This window comes from Pseudomonas sp. HMWF032 (genome assembly GCF_003060885.1).
Classification (GTDB): Bacteria; Pseudomonadota; Gammaproteobacteria; order Pseudomonadales; family Pseudomonadaceae; genus Aquipseudomonas.
The window spans coordinates 244,054-259,495 of record NZ_QAIG01000005.1; the positions used below are offsets into that span (position 1 = coordinate 244,054).

Annotated in this window: 16 protein-coding genes; 6 read left to right on the top strand and 10 right to left on the bottom strand. The window is 61.6% G+C overall.

Going from position 1 to position 15,442, the window contains the following annotated elements; all coding sequences use genetic code 11:
- Together DBR00_RS20755 and DBR00_RS03960 are read left to right on the top strand one after the other, a co-directional pair.
- A partial coding sequence (locus DBR00_RS20755; protein ID WP_218276597.1) for a hypothetical protein occupies positions 1 to 395 on the top strand: 395 nt, incomplete at its 5' end.
- Between the two features lie 97 nt (positions 396 to 492).
- On the top strand, positions 493 to 2,421 hold the full coding sequence (locus tag DBR00_RS03960; RefSeq protein WP_108487933.1) for an ATP-dependent DNA helicase RecQ: 1,929 nt from the start codon (positions 493 to 495) through the stop codon (positions 2,419 to 2,421).
- Between the two features lie 3 nt (positions 2,422 to 2,424).
- Here the strand turns inward: DBR00_RS03960 and DBR00_RS03965 are convergent, their stop codons facing one another.
- From DBR00_RS03965 to DBR00_RS03990, 6 genes are all read right to left on the bottom strand, one after another.
- Positions 2,425 to 2,862: a nucleoside deaminase gene (locus DBR00_RS03965; RefSeq protein ID WP_108487932.1), complete on the bottom strand. Its 438-nt coding sequence runs from the start codon at positions 2,860 to 2,862 to the stop codon at positions 2,425 to 2,427.
- A 28-nt stretch (positions 2,863 to 2,890) separates the two neighbouring features.
- Positions 2,891 to 3,502: an ABC-type transport auxiliary lipoprotein family protein gene (locus DBR00_RS03970; RefSeq protein ID WP_108487931.1), complete on the bottom strand. Its 612-nt coding sequence runs from the start codon at positions 3,500 to 3,502 to the stop codon at positions 2,891 to 2,893.
- Complete coding sequence (locus DBR00_RS03975) at positions 3,499 to 4,416, bottom strand: MlaD family protein (RefSeq protein ID WP_108487930.1); 918 nt, start codon at positions 4,414 to 4,416, stop codon at positions 3,499 to 3,501. Before DBR00_RS03975 ends, DBR00_RS03970 begins: the two co-directional genes overlap by 4 nt.
- Positions 4,416 to 5,201 carry an ABC transporter ATP-binding protein gene (locus DBR00_RS03980; protein WP_177479899.1) on the bottom strand — a complete coding sequence of 262 codons (786 nt, stop codon included), beginning with the start codon at positions 5,199 to 5,201 and terminating at the stop codon, positions 4,416 to 4,418. The genes DBR00_RS03975 and DBR00_RS03980 overlap by 1 nt, the downstream gene beginning before the upstream one ends.
- Positions 5,201 to 6,346, bottom strand: coding sequence for an ABC transporter permease (locus tag DBR00_RS03985; protein ID WP_108487937.1), 1,146 nt, complete (start codon positions 6,344 to 6,346; stop codon positions 5,201 to 5,203). Before DBR00_RS03985 ends, DBR00_RS03980 begins: the two co-directional genes overlap by 1 nt.
- An 80-nt stretch (positions 6,347 to 6,426) precedes the next feature.
- Positions 6,427 to 7,353 (bottom strand): exopolyphosphatase, encoded by a 927-nt coding sequence (locus DBR00_RS03990; protein WP_108487928.1) that lies wholly within the window; start codon positions 7,351 to 7,353, stop codon positions 6,427 to 6,429.
- Positions 7,354 to 7,542: 189 nt separating this feature from the next.
- Here DBR00_RS03990 and DBR00_RS03995 point away from each other — a divergent pair, with 189 nt between their 5' ends.
- Positions 7,543 to 7,884 (top strand): cupin domain-containing protein, encoded by a 342-nt coding sequence (locus tag DBR00_RS03995; protein ID WP_108487927.1) that lies wholly within the window; start codon positions 7,543 to 7,545, stop codon positions 7,882 to 7,884.
- 56 nt (positions 7,885 to 7,940) lie between these two features.
- Here DBR00_RS03995 and DBR00_RS04000 read toward each other — a convergent pair whose 3' ends face one another.
- Both DBR00_RS04000 and DBR00_RS04005 read right to left on the bottom strand, forming a co-directional pair.
- Complete coding sequence (locus tag DBR00_RS04000; RefSeq protein WP_108487926.1) at positions 7,941 to 8,594, bottom strand: DUF3313 domain-containing protein; 654 nt, start codon at positions 8,592 to 8,594, stop codon at positions 7,941 to 7,943.
- 66 nt (positions 8,595 to 8,660) lie between these two features.
- Complete coding sequence (locus DBR00_RS04005; RefSeq protein ID WP_108487925.1) at positions 8,661 to 9,599, bottom strand: class I SAM-dependent methyltransferase; 939 nt, start codon at positions 9,597 to 9,599, stop codon at positions 8,661 to 8,663.
- Positions 9,600 to 9,749: 150 nt separating this feature from the next.
- Between DBR00_RS04005 and DBR00_RS04010 the strand changes: the two genes are divergently transcribed.
- The 3 genes from DBR00_RS04010 (at position 9,750) to DBR00_RS20705 (ending at position 12,369) form a co-directional block, all read left to right on the top strand.
- Complete coding sequence (locus DBR00_RS04010) at positions 9,750 to 10,352, top strand: nitroreductase family protein (RefSeq protein WP_108487924.1); 603 nt, start codon at positions 9,750 to 9,752, stop codon at positions 10,350 to 10,352.
- A gap of 175 nt (positions 10,353 to 10,527) precedes the next feature.
- Positions 10,528 to 12,018, top strand: a complete 1,491-nt coding sequence (locus tag DBR00_RS04015; RefSeq protein ID WP_108487923.1) for an NAD(P)/FAD-dependent oxidoreductase — start codon at positions 10,528 to 10,530, stop codon at positions 12,016 to 12,018.
- A 180-nt stretch (positions 12,019 to 12,198) separates the two neighbouring features.
- Positions 12,199 to 12,369, top strand: a complete 171-nt coding sequence (locus DBR00_RS20705) for a hypothetical protein (RefSeq protein WP_177479901.1) — start codon at positions 12,199 to 12,201, stop codon at positions 12,367 to 12,369.
- 70 nt (positions 12,370 to 12,439) lie between these two features.
- Here the strand turns inward: DBR00_RS20705 and DBR00_RS04020 are convergent, their stop codons facing one another.
- Both DBR00_RS04020 and DBR00_RS04025 read right to left on the bottom strand, forming a co-directional pair.
- Positions 12,440 to 14,797 (bottom strand): bifunctional diguanylate cyclase/phosphodiesterase, encoded by a 2,358-nt coding sequence (locus DBR00_RS04020; protein ID WP_108487922.1) that lies wholly within the window; start codon positions 14,795 to 14,797, stop codon positions 12,440 to 12,442.
- Entirely contained in the window at positions 14,794 to 15,438 is a 645-nt protein-coding gene (locus DBR00_RS04025) for a methylamine utilization protein (protein ID WP_108487921.1), read from the bottom strand. Before DBR00_RS04025 ends, DBR00_RS04020 begins: the two co-directional genes overlap by 4 nt.
- Between the last annotated feature and the right edge of the window lie 4 nt (positions 15,439 to 15,442).

Here is a 15,442-nt window from a genome sequence, read left to right on the forward strand (position 1 = left end):
AAGCCCCTGCCACGGTGCTTTGCACACGCGATAAGAAACGGAAAAGCCGCCCGGAGGCGGCTTTTGGTGCCTATCGAGTCGATCAGGCACTGTGGGGTGCTGCGGTGTTGCGCCAAGTGGCCGCTCTGCACGGCCTGGTTACGGCTATGGATAACTCTGGCCATAGGCCTGGGGGTGTGGCAACTCAGGCTTTCGGTGCTATCACCTGCAACAAGATGGCAGGTGGTGTCGATAGAACCAAAACGACAGCCGAGGCAACTGCGTTGCCACACCAACAGGCCCATGGTGTGCAGCCCATGCAGCAAGCGTGCAATCAGGTGGCCATCCACACGCTGCCGTTGAAGCCAGATAACTGCATACTGATCTCCTTCGTGGCTTGTCTGAGTTCAATGTAGGCCAGGGCTGACAGTGGCGTTAGTTAGATTGGAAATAGCGCAGACGCTTGTCAGGCTTAACCGTTTTTCCGCTGCGGCGGCCGATGGAGTGACCGCCATGAGTACCCTTGAGCGCGTGTTTGGTTTCGCCCAATTGCGTCCGGGGCAGGAAGTTGTGGTCTCGGCTGTGTTGGCCGGACGCTCGGCGGCGGCGATCTTTCCCACAGGATCGGGCAAGTCCTTGTGTTATCAACTGCCCGCCTTGCACCTGCCGCACCTGACGTTGGTGATCTCGCCGTTGCTGGCCCTGATGCAGGATCAACTGGCGTTTTTGCACAGCCGCGGCATCAACGCTGCCAGCATCGATTCGGCGCAAAGCCGCGATGAGACCATCGCGGTGATGGCGCGAGCGAAAGCCGGCGAGCTGAAGATTCTGATGATCTCGGTCGAACGCCTGAAGAACGAGCGCTTTCGTAACTTTATCGGCCAGGTGCCGATTTCGTTGCTGGTGATTGATGAGGCTCACTGCATTTCCGAGTGGGGCCATAACTTTCGCCCGGACTACCTCAAGCTGCCGGACTACCAGCGCCAGTTCGGCATCCCGCAGGTGCTGCTGCTCACCGCCACTGCGACACCCAAGGTGGTGGCCGACATGCAGCAGAAGTTCGCCATCGCTGAAGCTGATGTGGTCACTACCGGTTTTTACCGACCCAACCTCAACCTGCTGGTCGAGCCGGTTAGTGGGGCCGATAAACTGCGCCGGTTGCAGCAGTGGCTGTTAGCCAAGGCCGGGCAACCCAGCATTGTCTATGTCACCCAGCAGCGCACCGCCGAGCAGGTGGCTGAGCGCCTGAGTGAGCGGGGCATTGCCGCCAGCGCCTATCACGCCGGCATGCCGCACGAGGCGCGCGAGGCGATTCAGCGCCAGTTTATGGCCGGACAAATCAACTGCATCGTCGCCACCATCGCCTTTGGCATGGGCATCGACAAAAGTGACATCCGCAATGTGGTGCATTTTGATTTGCCCAAATCCATCGAGAACTACAGCCAGGAAATCGGCCGCGCCGGCCGCGATGGCCAGCCCTCGGACTGCCTGGTACTGGCCAACCGCGACAGCCTCAACGTGCTGGAGAACTTCGTCTACGGCGACACGCCAGAGCGGGACGGCATTCGCTGTGTGCTCGATCAGCTGTTGGCCGGCGGCCAGGGCGGCGAATGGGAGCTGATGCTCAACCCACTCTCCGAGCAGAGCAATATTCGCCAATTGCCGCTGAAAACCCTGCTGGTGCAGTTGGAGCTGCGCGGCATCATCGCCCCACGCTACGCCTATTTCGCCGAATATCGCTTCAAATACCGGCTCGAACCCGAGGCGTTGTTGGCTCATTTCAGCGGTGAGCGGCGGCAGTTTGTCGAGGCGCTGATCACCACCTCGCAGCGCGCCCGCACCTGGTGCACGGTGGATTTTGCGCAGTTGTATCAACAGCATCAGGCCGAGCGCAGCCGGGTGATCACCGCACTGGATTACTTTCAGGAAAAAGGCTGGATCGAGGTGGAAAGCAAGCAGATGACCGAGGTCTATGCCTTGCTGCAGCCGGGGTTTGATGCCGAGGCCCTGAGTGCTGAATTGCATGGCTATTTCAGCCAGCAGGAAGCCAGCGAGATTTGCCGGATACACGCCATGCTCGCGCTGTTTGCCAGCGAGCAGTGCCTGAGCCAGCGCCTGGCCGCCTATTTCGGTGATGCCAACGCGCCGCAGCAGTGCGGGCATTGTTCGGTATGCCGTGGACAGGTCGCCCGCTTGCCCGAGCCGCCAACCCTGCCGCCGTTGGCGGAGCTGGATATGCGGGCGCTCTGTGACGGTTTTGTGCGCAAGCATCAGGAGTTAAAGGGCGTTGCGCCGAGCACCGAATGCCTGACGCGCTACCTCTGTGGCGTCAGCGTGCCGCTGTTCACCGCGCTCAAGGCCCGTCAATTAGGCGGTTTTGCGGCGTTGGAGGCCTACCCCTACGCCGAGGTGCGCGCGTGGTCAACGGCGCAGCGCGTGTAGGCGCTACTCGCCGATATCCTCATTCCACAGCGTCGGTTGGGCGGCAATAAAGTCCTGCATCAGGTGCAGGCATTCGCTGTTGTGCAGCACGTCGAGCTGTACGCCGCGCTCGCGCAGCAGCGCTTCTTCGCCGAGGAAGGTCTGGTTCTCGCCGATGATCACCTTGGGGATGCCGTACAACAGGATTGCGCCGCTGCACATCGCGCAGGGCGAGAGGGTGGTGTAGAGCACCGACTCGCGGTAGGTCTGCGCGGTTTGCCGACCGGCGTTTTCCAAGGCGTCCATTTCACCATGACGGATGGCGCTGCCCTGTTGCACGCGGCGGTTGTGGCCACGACCGATAATCTGGCCGTTGTGCACCAGCACCGAGCCGATCGGGATGCCGCCTTCGGTCAGGCCCTGGCGGGCTTCGTCGATGGCCGCTTGCATAAATTTGTCCATGGTTCGCCCCTCGCAAAAACACCTCAGTTTATTTTTGCTGCGCTGTCTGGCCTTGGGTCAGGGTCCATTCCAGCACCTCACGGGCCAGTTGGTCGCCGGCCTGGCCGAAGGCGTTGACCACTGCTGGCACTGAGGTGTCGCTGGCGGCCTGGCTGACTTCGAAACGTCGGCTGGCGAGGATGCGCAGGCTGCCGCTCTGTACCAGGCGGGCTTCGAACAGGATGCGCGCGGCTGGGCGGCCGTTTTGGTATTCGCTGTGGAAAGCGCGCAGGTCGCCGTCCAGTTCAAGGTCGGCCTGCAGGCGGCTGTCATCGCTGCTGACGGCCTTGAGGCGGCCGTCGTCGAGGAAGGCGTCGATCAGCCGGTCGCGCAACAGCAGTGGCGCACGGTCGCTCCAGCGCACGCCCTGATAAGCGCTGATCTGGTCGCCCGGCGGCAAGACGGCAATCCGTGTGCTGTCGAGCAATTGGCTGCTGTAGGGCTTGTTCACCCGCAGCGCCCAGTCGGCACTGACGTTATGGCTGGGCAGGCTGCTGGAGGGCAGGCGGTAGATGCTCAGCACCTGGCTTTTCGGCAATACCGAACAGGCAGTCAGGCTGCCGATCAGCAACAGGGCTGTGAGCAGGCGAAGACGACTCATGGTTGAAACTCCTTGATGGTGTCGCTGCGCAGCAGATAACCAGCCGGGTCTTCCTCCAGGCGGCGGGCGAAGGAGCGCAGGGCGCTGAGGGTTTCGCGCAGTTCAATGATGGTCGGGCCCAGCTCGCCGATGCCCTGCATACCGCCATTGAGAGCGCTGCGATTGTCGCTGAGCAGGCGTTCGATCTCGCTGCTGCTGCGCTCCAGTGAGGTGATCATGCGCCCGGCACTGTGCAGCGCGTCATGGCCGGGGCCGCTGAGCAGTTGATTGGCGTTGCGCATCAGGCTGGCGGCTTCCTGGCTGGCGCTGCTCATCTGCTGCAGGGCCAGGCGCAGTTCGCCGCGCTGCTCGGCCACGCTGGCGCTGGTTTGTTCGACGTTCGCCAGGGTGCGGGAAACCCGCTCGATGTTCTCATCGGAGAACAGTTGGTTCGCCCGGTTGAGCAGCCGGGTGACGCTGAGCACCAGGTCTTCACCGTTGGCCATCAGGCGAGTCAGCGGTGAGGGATCGGCAATGATCTCCGCACGTTTGCCCTCTTTTCCCACCAACACCTGGCTTTTCGGCGTGCCGCTGTGCAATTGGATCAACGCCGCACCGGTGATGCCGGTAATCGACAGGCGTGCGCGGGTGTCTTGTTTGATCGGCGTGCTGGCGCTGACGCGGATGTGCGCGCGGACCTTGCGCGGGTCTTTGGGGTCCAGGCGCAAGCTGATCACATCGCCCACTTTGATACCGCTGTATTGCACGGCGCTGCCGGCCGAGAGCCCGCTGACCGCCTCCTTGAAGATTACGTCGTAATCGTGAAACGCCTGATCCGAACTGGCCTTGCTCAGCCACAGGGCAAAGCCCAGTGCGCCGGCCACCATGAGCACGGTAAACAGACCAATCAACACGTGGTGGGCACGCGGTTCCATCAGGGGCTCCCTGGCGCGCCGTTGGCGGCCTGTTCGGCTGCGCGTCCGCGCGGGCCGTGAAAATAATCGTGAATCCATGGGTTGTCGGTGGCGGCCACCACGTCCAGGCGGTCGGCCACCAGTACGCGTTTTTCCGCCAGCACGGCCACCCGGTCGCAGATGGTGTAGAGCGTGTCGAGGTCATGGGTGACCAGAAATACGCTCAAGCCCAGCGCATCGCGCAGGGTCAGAATCAGTTGGTCGAAGGCCGCCGCGCCAATCGGGTCAAGCCCGGCGGTGGGTTCGTCGAGAAACAGAATGTCCGGCTCCAAGGCCAGCGCCCGCCCCAGTGCCGCGCGTTTGATCATGCCGCCCGACAGCTCCGTGGGGTATTTATCGCCTGCTGTGCGCGGCAGCCCGACCAGTGCCAGTTTGACCTGGGCCAAGCGCTCGGCCGAGGCACGGCTAAGGCCTGCGTGTTCGATCAGCGGCAGGGCGATGTTTTCCGTCACCGTCAGCGAGGAAAACAGCGCGCCACGCTGATAGAGCACACCAAAGCGGCGCTCCAGCCGTGAGCGCCGCTCGGGCGACAGGCTCAGCAGTTCTTCGCCGAACACCCGCACGGTGCCGGCGTTGGCCTGGCGCAGGCCGAGAATGCTGCGCAGCAGCACCGATTTGCCGGTGCCCGAACCACCGACCACCCCGAGCACTTCGCCACGGTACAGGTCCAGTGCCAGGTCCTGGTGCACGGTCTGCGTGCCAAAGCGGTTGACCAGGTGGCGCACTTCGATAATTGCTTCGCCCATCACCAGCCCATCTCCATGAGGAACAGCGCGGCGAGGGCGTCGAGTACGATCACCACAAAAATTGACTGCACCACGCTGGAGGTGGTGCGTTCACCCACCGACTGCGCGCTGCCGGTGACCTTGAAGCCTTCCAGGCAGCCGATGACGGCGATCAGGAAGGCAAAAATCGGTGCTTTGGCCATGCCCACCAGAAAGTGCTTGAGGGCGATGTTTTCCTGCAGCATGGCCAAATACATGGCCGGTGAAATATCCAGGCTGAGGGCGCACACCACCGCGCCGCCGAGGATGCCGCTGAGCATGGCGATAAAGGTCAGAATTGGCAGGGCGATCAGCAGGGCGAACACCCGTGGCAGCACCAGCAGCTCCAGCGGATTGAGCCCCAGGGTGCGAATGGCGTCGATTTCTTCATTGGCTTTCATCGAGCCGATTTGCGCGGTAAAGGCGCTGGCCGTGCGCCCGGCCATGAGAATGGCGGTGAGCAGCACGCCGAATTCGCGCAAAAACGAGAACGCCACCAAGTCGACCGTGTAGATGCTCGCGCCAAAGTCGGCGAGCACTGTGGCGCCGAGAAAGGCCACCACCGCACCGACCAGAAAGGTCAGCAGGGCCACAATCGGCACCGCGTTCAGCCCGCTCTGCTGCACATGTGCGACCAGCGAGGTGATGCGCCAGCGGCCAGGGCGCAGCAGGATGGCGAACATCGCGGCCAGGGTCATGCCGATAAAGCCGAGCAGGGTCACGGCCTGTTGCCACAACTCTTCCACGGCCTGGCCGATCTGCCCGAAAAACTCGCGCCAGGCCGGTATGCGTTTGGCGGGTTCAACATCGCCCGCTTCGGCAATTGCGCTGCCCACGGCTTGCAGCAGGGCGCGGCGTTCAGTGCTCAGGTGCGGTGCCTGCTGCGTCAGTTGTGCCAAACGCTGGCTGCCGAGCAACTCCACCAGCAGGGCCGCACCGGCCGTATCGAGGGCGTTGAGCGCATCCAGATCGATAGGGGCGTCCGTCGGCAGACGACCGCGCAGGCCCTGCACCTGCGTTTCGAGGACGGCGTAGTGGGCCAGCGTCCAGTCGCCACCGATACGCAACCCAGAAGGCGCATCCGTGCGGCTGGATTCAAGCGGCGTAATAAAAGGGGCTGTACTCATGCGGCACAGCTTACCCTTGTCGCAGCGCATCCGCCCAGCGTCCGGCGAAGAGAGCGGTCACCGGGCTTGGTGAAATGGGCTTAACCGTCTGCAGTGATTTCGGCAATCAGCTCGCGCAGGGCTGCTTCGGCCTCCTCGTTGGCCAGCTGGCAGGTGCCGGCATTGGCATGACCGCCGCCGTTATAGCTCAGGCATAGCTCGCCGACATTGGTATTGGAGCTGCGGTCGAGGATCGATTTGCCGATGGCGAACACGGTGTTTTGCTGTTTAACGCCCCACATCACGTGGATCGAGATATTGCACTGCGGGTAGAGGGCGTAAATGACGAAGCGGTTGACCGCATAGATTGTCTGTTCGTTGCGCAGATCCAACACCACCAGGTTGTGGTACACCGTGGCACAGCGCTGGATCTGCGCCTGGGACTCACGTTGATGATCCAGATACAGCGCCACGCGTTCTTCAACATCCGGCAGCTGAAGAATTTCATTGATGCCGTGGGTCTGGCAAAAGTCGATCAGTTGCATCATCAGCTGGTAGTTGGAAATACGGAAGTCACGGAAACGGCCGAGGCCGGTGCGGGCATCCATGATGAAGCTCAGCAGCTCCCAGTCTTGCGGGTCGAGGATGTCTTCGCGGCTGAATTGTGCGGCGTCAGCTTTGTCCACGGCCTCCATCATTTCGTCCCAGTCCCTCGGGAATACATCGTGACCGCCGTAGTGCTTCCACACCACTCTGGCAGCCGAGGGGGCGTCAGCATCGATCAGGTGATTGCTCGCAGGCTGGTTGCGGATGGTTTCGCTGAGGTGATGGTCGAAGGCCAGGTAGCAGCCAGGCACGTAGGGCAGGTTAGTCGTGATGTCGTTGCTGGTGATCGCCACCTTGCCGTCCTGCATGTCCTTGGGGTGGACGAAGAGGATGTCGTCGATCAGCTTGAGGTGTTTGAGTAGGGCGGCGCACACCAGGCCGTCAAAATCACTGCGGGTGACCAAGCGGTAAGAACTGGACATAGAGCATCTCCGGAGCGGGTAAGCGGCATTAAGAACGTATAGGCTCTCTTCAAGGTAGCACGCGGTTTATCCCTCAGCCTGGCAGGTGCGACTGCGCTTCCAGGCAGCTGAAGGTCGACCTCAGGACAGCTACGGGCAGGCTATGGCTCTAGGCTTCGGCTGTTTTCCTACCGACCTCAGGAGCCACCTATGTTACCGATTACCGTACTGCGTGATACCCAGCCGATTCCGCTGCTGGATGCCTGTAAGTGGACGCGCATCGCCGGCGAACCGCACACCGTCAATCTCAACGCCTACTCCTCGGCCGACGGTAGCAAGATCATGGGCACCTGGATCTGCACGCCTGGCAAATGGCAGGTGGCCTATGAAAAGTGGGAGTACTGCCACTTCCAGGAGGGCTATTGCATCATCACCCCGGAAGGCCAGGCACCGATTCATCTGCGTGCTGGCGATATCTTTATCGTCGAGCCGGGGATGAAGGGCACCTGGGAGGTGGTGGAAACCGTGCGCAAGTACTTTGTGTTTGCCTGATCCGGTCAGTGCCTGTTGGCAGCCAATGCGGTATTGGCTGCCGGGTCAGCGTTGTTTCAGGGCCTGAAATTGCGGGCATCCTGAGCCCAGGCATCGAGTGCCGGTTTGAGGTCCTTGAGTTGCAACTGGGTGCTGTCATTTTCCAGCTTCAGGCCATGCCCCTTGCGTACTACGCGGGTCACTGGCGCGCTGGTGCGGCCGTCAACGGCTTCCAGTTCGACGTAGATTTCGGTGTTCAGGTCGCGGGTGCCGGCGGCTGTGCTGGCGGCAGCGGCAACCAAGGCGACAGGCACCACTTCATAGACTTTGAGTCCTTCCGGTGAGAGGTTTACCGCAGTAATAGCTGAGCGTAAGACCAGCGTGTCGCGATCTGCATGCTCAACGATGCGCAACCGTCCAGCCAACTCCAGGCGCATCGCCTGTTGCAGGTACAGGGCGATGTTATCCAGGGCCTGTTGGCTGACTTGGCTATTGGGGGTTGGGGCGGGATAAAACTGTGGCCGTTCGACCAGTACCGAACGGTAATTTTCGGCCTTGAAGTCGGGCGAAATCCAACGCATGACCGGTGCGCCGCTGGCCGATTGCGCCGGCTGCAACTGCGAGTAGTCGCTGAGAAAGCCCGAATACTGCGACGGGGTGGGCGTTTGGCTGGCGCATCCGGCCAGCAGTAGAACGGTGGTCAGGGCAAATACAGGGGTAGTGAGCTTCATCACAAAGGTCTCGGTTGCGGGCAGTTGTCTAACTGTAGACCAGGCTTGAAGCCTGTTCTGCATGAGCTAGTGGAGTTGGAATGCCAGGGCTTTGAGGGCGCTGTCCGGCTGGCTATCGGGGAATTCCGGCGGGTTGCTCAGGCGTTCGACAAAGCGCAGGCCCGGCGCTTCATCGGCCATGGCCTGAATCAGGTAATTCGGGCCGATTTCCGGCTCATTGCTGCAGGCCAGCACTAACCCGTTCGCGCTCAACAGTTCTGGCAGGCGGCGTAGCACCTTGGGGTAATCCTTGCTCAGCACAAAGCTGCCGCGCTGAAAGGAGGGCGGATCGATGATGATCAGGTCATAGGGCCCGTACTTGGCCACCTTGCCCCATGACTTGAACAGGTCATGGCCCAGAAACACCACCTGGCTGAGGTCGTGCTGGTTTAGCCGGTGATTGTCACGGCCACGGCTGAGTGCGGCCCGAGCCATGTCCAGATTGACCACCTGCTGCGCGCCGCCGGCCAGTGCGGCCACCGAGAAGCCGCAGGTGTAGGCGAACAGGTTGAGCACGCGTTTACCCGCTGACTGGGCTTGGACCCATTGGCGGCCATAGCGCATGTCGAGAAACAATCCGCTGTTCTGCTTTTTGCCCAGGTCGAGGCGGTAGTGCAGGCCGTGCTCGCAGATATCCCAGTGCTCAACCGGTTCACCCAGCAGCCACTGCGTGGGGCTCTCGGGCAGGTAGCGCTGCTGCAGCAACAGGCTGTGCGCGCCGCTTTGTTGCCAGGCATTGGATTGACTGAGGTCGCGCAGCATCTGTTGCAGCGCGGCCAGTTCGGCATCGCTCACCGGCCTGAACAGTGCCACCAGCACCACACCTTGCAGCCAGTCCACAGTGATCTGTTCCAATCCCGGCCAGCAGCGGCCACGGCCGTGGAGCAGGCGACGGGTTTCGCTGGGTGGCGCAGCCAGGGCGTTGCACAAATGTTGCTGCAGGACGGCAAGGGCGGTGGGGTGCATGGTCGTGGGCCTGTTTGTGAGGCCGCGATTTTAGCAGGCGCGTCATTACCATCGTCTGCTTCGATAGTTTCTATCGCTAATGGCGTTTGGCATTCGTGCAGCCAAGTGCCTAGCATTGCCTTCTCTTTCAACCGCATTTAAGGAACGACCATGCACATTGATGAAGCCATTCGCAGCCGCCGCGCCGTCAAGGGTTATGACCCGGCATTTACGCTGAGCGAGGCCGAGAAGGATGAGTTGCTGCAACTGGCGCTGCTGGCCCCGTCGGCGTTCAATCTGCAGCACGTGCGCCTGGTCGAAGTCAGCGATCCAGCGCTGCGTCAGCAACTGCGTGAAGTGGCCTGGGGCCAGGCGCAAGTGACCGATGCCTCAATGCTGGTGGTGGTGTGCGCGCAAGTCGACAGCTGGGAACAGAATGTCAGCCGCGTCTGGGAAGGTGCTCCGCAAGAAGTACAGGCCTATATGGCTGGCGCCATCGACACCTATTACCGCGACAAACCGCAGGTTCAGCGTGACGAAACCATGCGCAGCTGCGGCCTGATGGCCCAGACCCTGATGCTCGCCGCACGCGGCAAAGGCCTGGACTCCTGCCCGATGGATGGTTTCGACTTTGAGGCGGTGGCCAAGCTAATCAACCTGCCGGATAACCATGTGATCGCCCTGATGGTTGCGGTAGGCAAGAAGACCCTCGAACCCAAGCCGCGCATCGGCAAACTGCCGTACAACGAGGTGGTGTTGCGCAACCGCTTCTGATTGTCAGGCAGATGGCTGCGCGCTTCGGTCATTCTTCAACTATCACTGTGGTCAGCCTGCGGCTGTTCACACCACTAAAGGTTGGATGACAAACGCGTTGTGGGGGGTGAATCTGGCGGGCATGCGGGCGCTATACATTGCCCTGCCGCCATAAGAACAAGCCTGAGGAGCCCCCATGTCTGCCGAACATCTGGATGTCTTGATCATTGGTGCCGGCCTCTCCGGCATCGGTGCGGCCTATCACCTGATGAAGCATTGCCCCGGCAAGCGCTTTGCCATCCTCGAAGGCCGTGCGGCATTGGGCGGCACCTGGGACCTGTTCCGTTATCCGGGCATTCGCTCCGACTCGGACATGTTCACCCTCGGCTACAACTTCAAACCCTGGACCAACCCGCTGGCGATTGCTGACGGTCCGTCGATCCGTCGCTATATCGAAGAAACCGCGCAGGAAAACGGTATTCAGGAAAAGATCCGCTTCCGCCACAAAGTGCTCAAGGCAGACTGGTGCAGTGAGCGCGCCACCTGGACCTTACAGGTACAGCGCGGCGATGACGCCGAGTCGGTCAAACTGAGCTGCCAGCATCTGCTGATGTGCACGGGCTACTACCGCTATGAGGCGGGCTACACCCCCGAGTTCAAAGGCCGTGACCTGTTCCAGGGCGAATTTATCCACCCGCAGCTGTGGCCGGAAAACTTCGATTACAGCGGCAAGAACGTGGTGGTGATCGGCAGCGGCGCGACAGCCGTGACGCTGGTCCCGGCGATGGCCGACAAGGCCAGGCACGTGACCATGCTGCAACGCTCGCCGACCTATGTGGTGAGCCTGCCGCAGGGTGATCCGATCTCTGATGTACTGCGCAAGTTTCTTCCGGAAACCTGGGTCTACCGTCTGGCTCGCACCCGCCAGGTGGCGATCCAGCTGGGCTTCTACAAACTTGCCAAGGCGTTCCCCAACCTGGTGCGCAAGGCGTTGCTGGGCCTGGCCAGGCATCAGCTGGGTAAGGACTTCGACATGCGCCACTTCAGTCCGCGCTACAAACCCTGGGATGAGCGGGTATGTGCGGTGCCTAATGGTGACCTGTTCAAGGTGCTGCGCCAGGGCAAGGCCTCGGTAGTGACCGAACATATCGATGGTTTCACCGCCAAGGGCATCCGCTTGAAGTCCGGCGAGGAGCTGCCGGCGGATGTGATCATCAGCGCCACGGGCCTGGAATTGCAGCTGTTTGGCGGTATGCAGGTGGCTGTGGATGGGGTGCCCTTCGATGCGGCCAAGAGCATGGGCTATCGCGGCATCATGCTGCGCGATTTGCCCAATGCCGCTGTGGTACTGGGGTACACCAATGCCAGCTGGACGCTCAAGGCTGATCTTTCCAGTGAATACTTTTGCCGCCTGATCAATCACATGGATGCTACTGGCATGCGTCAGTGCACCCCACGTGACAGTGCGCGTCAGGTCAAGAGTGCGCCCTTCCTCGACCTGGCATCTGGCTATATCCAGCGCGCCGCGGACAAAATCCCTACTCAAGGCGATCGCGCGCCCTGGAAGCTCTATCAGAACTACCTGCTGGATTTGGCGCTGCTGCGCTATGGCAAGGTAGAAGACGACTACCTGGCGTTCAGCTCACCGCATGTCGGCGAGTCCATTGCGGCTGCTACGGCGGTCTAGAATTGAATTTGATGTAAGCCAAACGCTATATCAACCTGATGCGTTGAGCCTACAGCGATGTGGCCATTTGCCGCTTTGGTGGTTGGCACAAGGCCACTATGCTCTGTAACAGCTATCACGGATGAATGGCCAGGTGTACTTGGCTGCTGTCACAGAGGAGTCCTCTAGAGGATGCGTAGAATGGAATCGCTTCAGCAAGAACAACGCTATTTGCCAGAACTGCGAGCACATATCGACAAGCTGCTGGCCAAGGGGTGGGTAATTGCCGAGCGCAATCCACTGACCCTGCAGTCCGGTCGCAAGACCTATATGGTTGTGCACGGTATGTTGATTGGTGACGCTGCGTTCTAAAGCTTGTCCAGTCGGTTTCCCAGACCACTGCCGGTCCTAGTGATCGGCAGTGGTTTTTATATGCGCCTGATCAACCCGATGTGCGAGGCAGTTGCCAGTGGGTTGCCGCCAGCCAGCTGGCAAACGCGGCGGGTGGCAGCGGTTTGCTGAGCAGGTAACCCTGGGCGATGTCGCAACCGAGCTGATCCAGACGGTCGAGAATGGCCTCGGTTTCCACCCCTTCGGCGACGATCTTCAGGCCCATGTTGTGGCCCAGCTCGATGGTCGAGCGGACGATGATGTCGTCATCGGGATTGCTCAGCAGGTCAAGCACGAAGGACTTATCGATTTTCAGCTCATGCACCGGCAGGCGCTTGAGTTGGGCCATGCTTGAGTAACCCGTGCCGTAGTCGTCGATCGACAGTTTCACGCCCAATTCGCACAATTCCCGCAATTGCCCCATGGCCAGTTCCGGGTCGGCCATCACCGCGCTTTCAGTGATTTCCACAATCAGGGCGGATGGCGGCACGCCATGCTCGGTCAGTTGCGCGGCGATAAAGCCAGCAAAGCCGGGATCGGCCAGATCCAGTGCGGAGATATTGATCGCAGTCATCAGCGCCAGCCCCTGTTCCTGCCAGGCGCGACTCTGCGCCACGGCGGTGTGCACCACCCAGCGGGTCAGGGCGCAAACGTTGCCGGTCTGTTCGGCCAAGGGGATAAATTCGTCCGGCGGAATAAACCCATGCACCGGGTGAATCCAGCGCACCAGGCATTCCACGCCATACAGGCTGCGCGTACGGATATTCAGCTTCGGTTGGAAATACAGGCTGAGCTGCCCGCCTTCCACCGCGCCTTTCAACTCGCTCATCAATGCCAGGCGCAGCAGGCTGTGGCGGTCCAGTTCCGGGCGGTAGAGGGCGTAGGGCGAGCGCTGCTGTTTGCCCAGGTACATCGCCACTTCGGCATGCTGCAGCAGGCTGCCGGCGCTTTCACCGTGGTCCGGATACAGGGCGATGCCAATCGTGGCGTTGAGGGTCATGCTGATGCCGCGCACGGCGAATGGCTCGTGCAGGGCGGCGCGGTAATGCTCGGCGGCAGGGATCAGCCAGCCGGGCTGGCAGGGGCTGATCAGCAGCGCAAACTCGTCACCACCGAGGCGCGCCAGTTGCTCGGTGGGGCGTAGCAGCGCCTGCAGGCGGGCGGCGAGCAGGCAGAGCAACTGGTCACCGGCGTCGTGACCGAGGGTGTCGTTAAGGTCCTTGAAGTTGTCCAGGTCCATCAGCAGCACGGCGACGCCTGCGCCTGGCGGACACTGCGTCAGGGCCTGTTGCAGTTCGGCGACAAAACGGTTGCGGTTGGCCAGTTCGGTCAGCGGGTCGCGGTAAGCGAGAAAGCTGATGGTGGTTTCGCGCTCGGCAATGCCTTGCTGCATGGCGACGAATTCACGGGCGAGCAAGCCGACTTCGCCGCTCGCCTGCGTCTCCATTGGTACCTGATAGTCGCCGCTGGCGATGCGCCGCACGTTGTCGACCATCTGGCTCAGCGGCCGGCTAACGGTGTTGGCAATCCACAGCGCGCCGAGTCCGGCCAGCAGCAGGGCGATGGTAAAGATGGTTGCCAGCTGCCATTGCAGCGGTTGGTAATCAGCCAGCTCGGCGGCCAGCGAGCGCATCAGCAGCACCTGCAGTTCGCTACTGGTGTCCACTAGAGGTGCGCGCAGGGCCACCTGTTCCAGTCCCTGTAAATCGAAGCGGAACACGCCCTCAGCATTGGGCAGCAGCTGGCTGGCCAGCTCGGCCCGAGGCAACGCCTGCAGGTTGCTGGCGAGTACCCGGTATTGGCCTGGGCGGCCATCAATGAACGCTACGTCAGCGCCACTAAGGCGCGCCAGGTGTGCGGTGGCCTGGTCATCCAGCTCGAAGGCCATCAGTAGCCAGCCCATCAGGTTGGGGCGCGGGGCGAAAATCGGCGTGGCGTTGACATGCAATACGCGCTCGCCAAATACCACCAGGCGCTCCTCACTCTGTGGATCATCCACATCAAACATGGCACTCCAGGGCAGCTCCGCGCCTGGCAGCAGTTCACCGCTGGTGCCTGCGAGAATCAACCCTTCGGGGGCGCTGACCAGGGCAAAGCTGGCCTGGCTGCGCGAGGCAAACGACTCCAGTGCTGCAGACAGTGATTGCGCTTCCTGCTGGGGGCTGGCGATCAGGTCGGCGATTTCGCCGAGCAGGGTGAAGTCCTTGGCGATCAGATCGGCCATGGCGCTCTGCGCCTGGCGGCGGCTTTGCAGCTCGTTACTTAGCACGGCATGGGCGAAGTTCAGCTGCCCGGCCACCTGACTCAGGGTGTGTTGATACGTGGAGCGATAGACCAGCGCCAGCAATAACACCATGACCGCCAGCAACAACAGCAGAAAGAAGCCGAGAATCTTGCCGCGCAGGGTCATGAGGCGTAGTCACCTTTGGTCATGGGGCGGGCTTTTGGCTCTTTCGGGCGCGGGTCGCGTTTCAGCGTGCCGGTCAGTTGCCAGGTCAGCGTGCCGTCGCTGGGCACGGCGCGGCTCAGGGCTTCCTGCGGGTCGGCGATGCGCGGGTGCCAGAGCTGCAGGGTTTGCCCAGCGGCGGCCTCGAAGTTCAGGCGGGCCTTGCCCTGGCTGTCGGTCTGGGCAAACCAGGGAGTGTCGAGTACCAGGATAAAACCGAGCATCCAGTCATGGATATTGCAGCCCAGGGTGACCAGGCCAGGCTGGTCGAAACGCATCTCCTGGGGTGCGGCCTTCTGCTGGTGCAGGCGCAGTTCGAAGCGCTTGGCCGGCGAGAAGGAGTAAACGTGGTGGTTGATCGGGTCGGCGTTGGGGAAGCTCACCGTGGTACCGACCTGCACGGGCAGAACATAAGGGGTGAACTGGCGCTTCTGCTGGTCCATCACCGCATGGCTGGGTTGGCTTTGCGCCGGGCCGGGTTCGATCCACAGCACGGCGTCGCTGAGCGGTTTGCCCTGATTATCGAGCAGCACGATTTGCAGATTCTGGGCCTGTGCCAGGGTGCCCAGCACCGCCAGCAGCAGCGCCAACGCCGATTTCAGCATGATC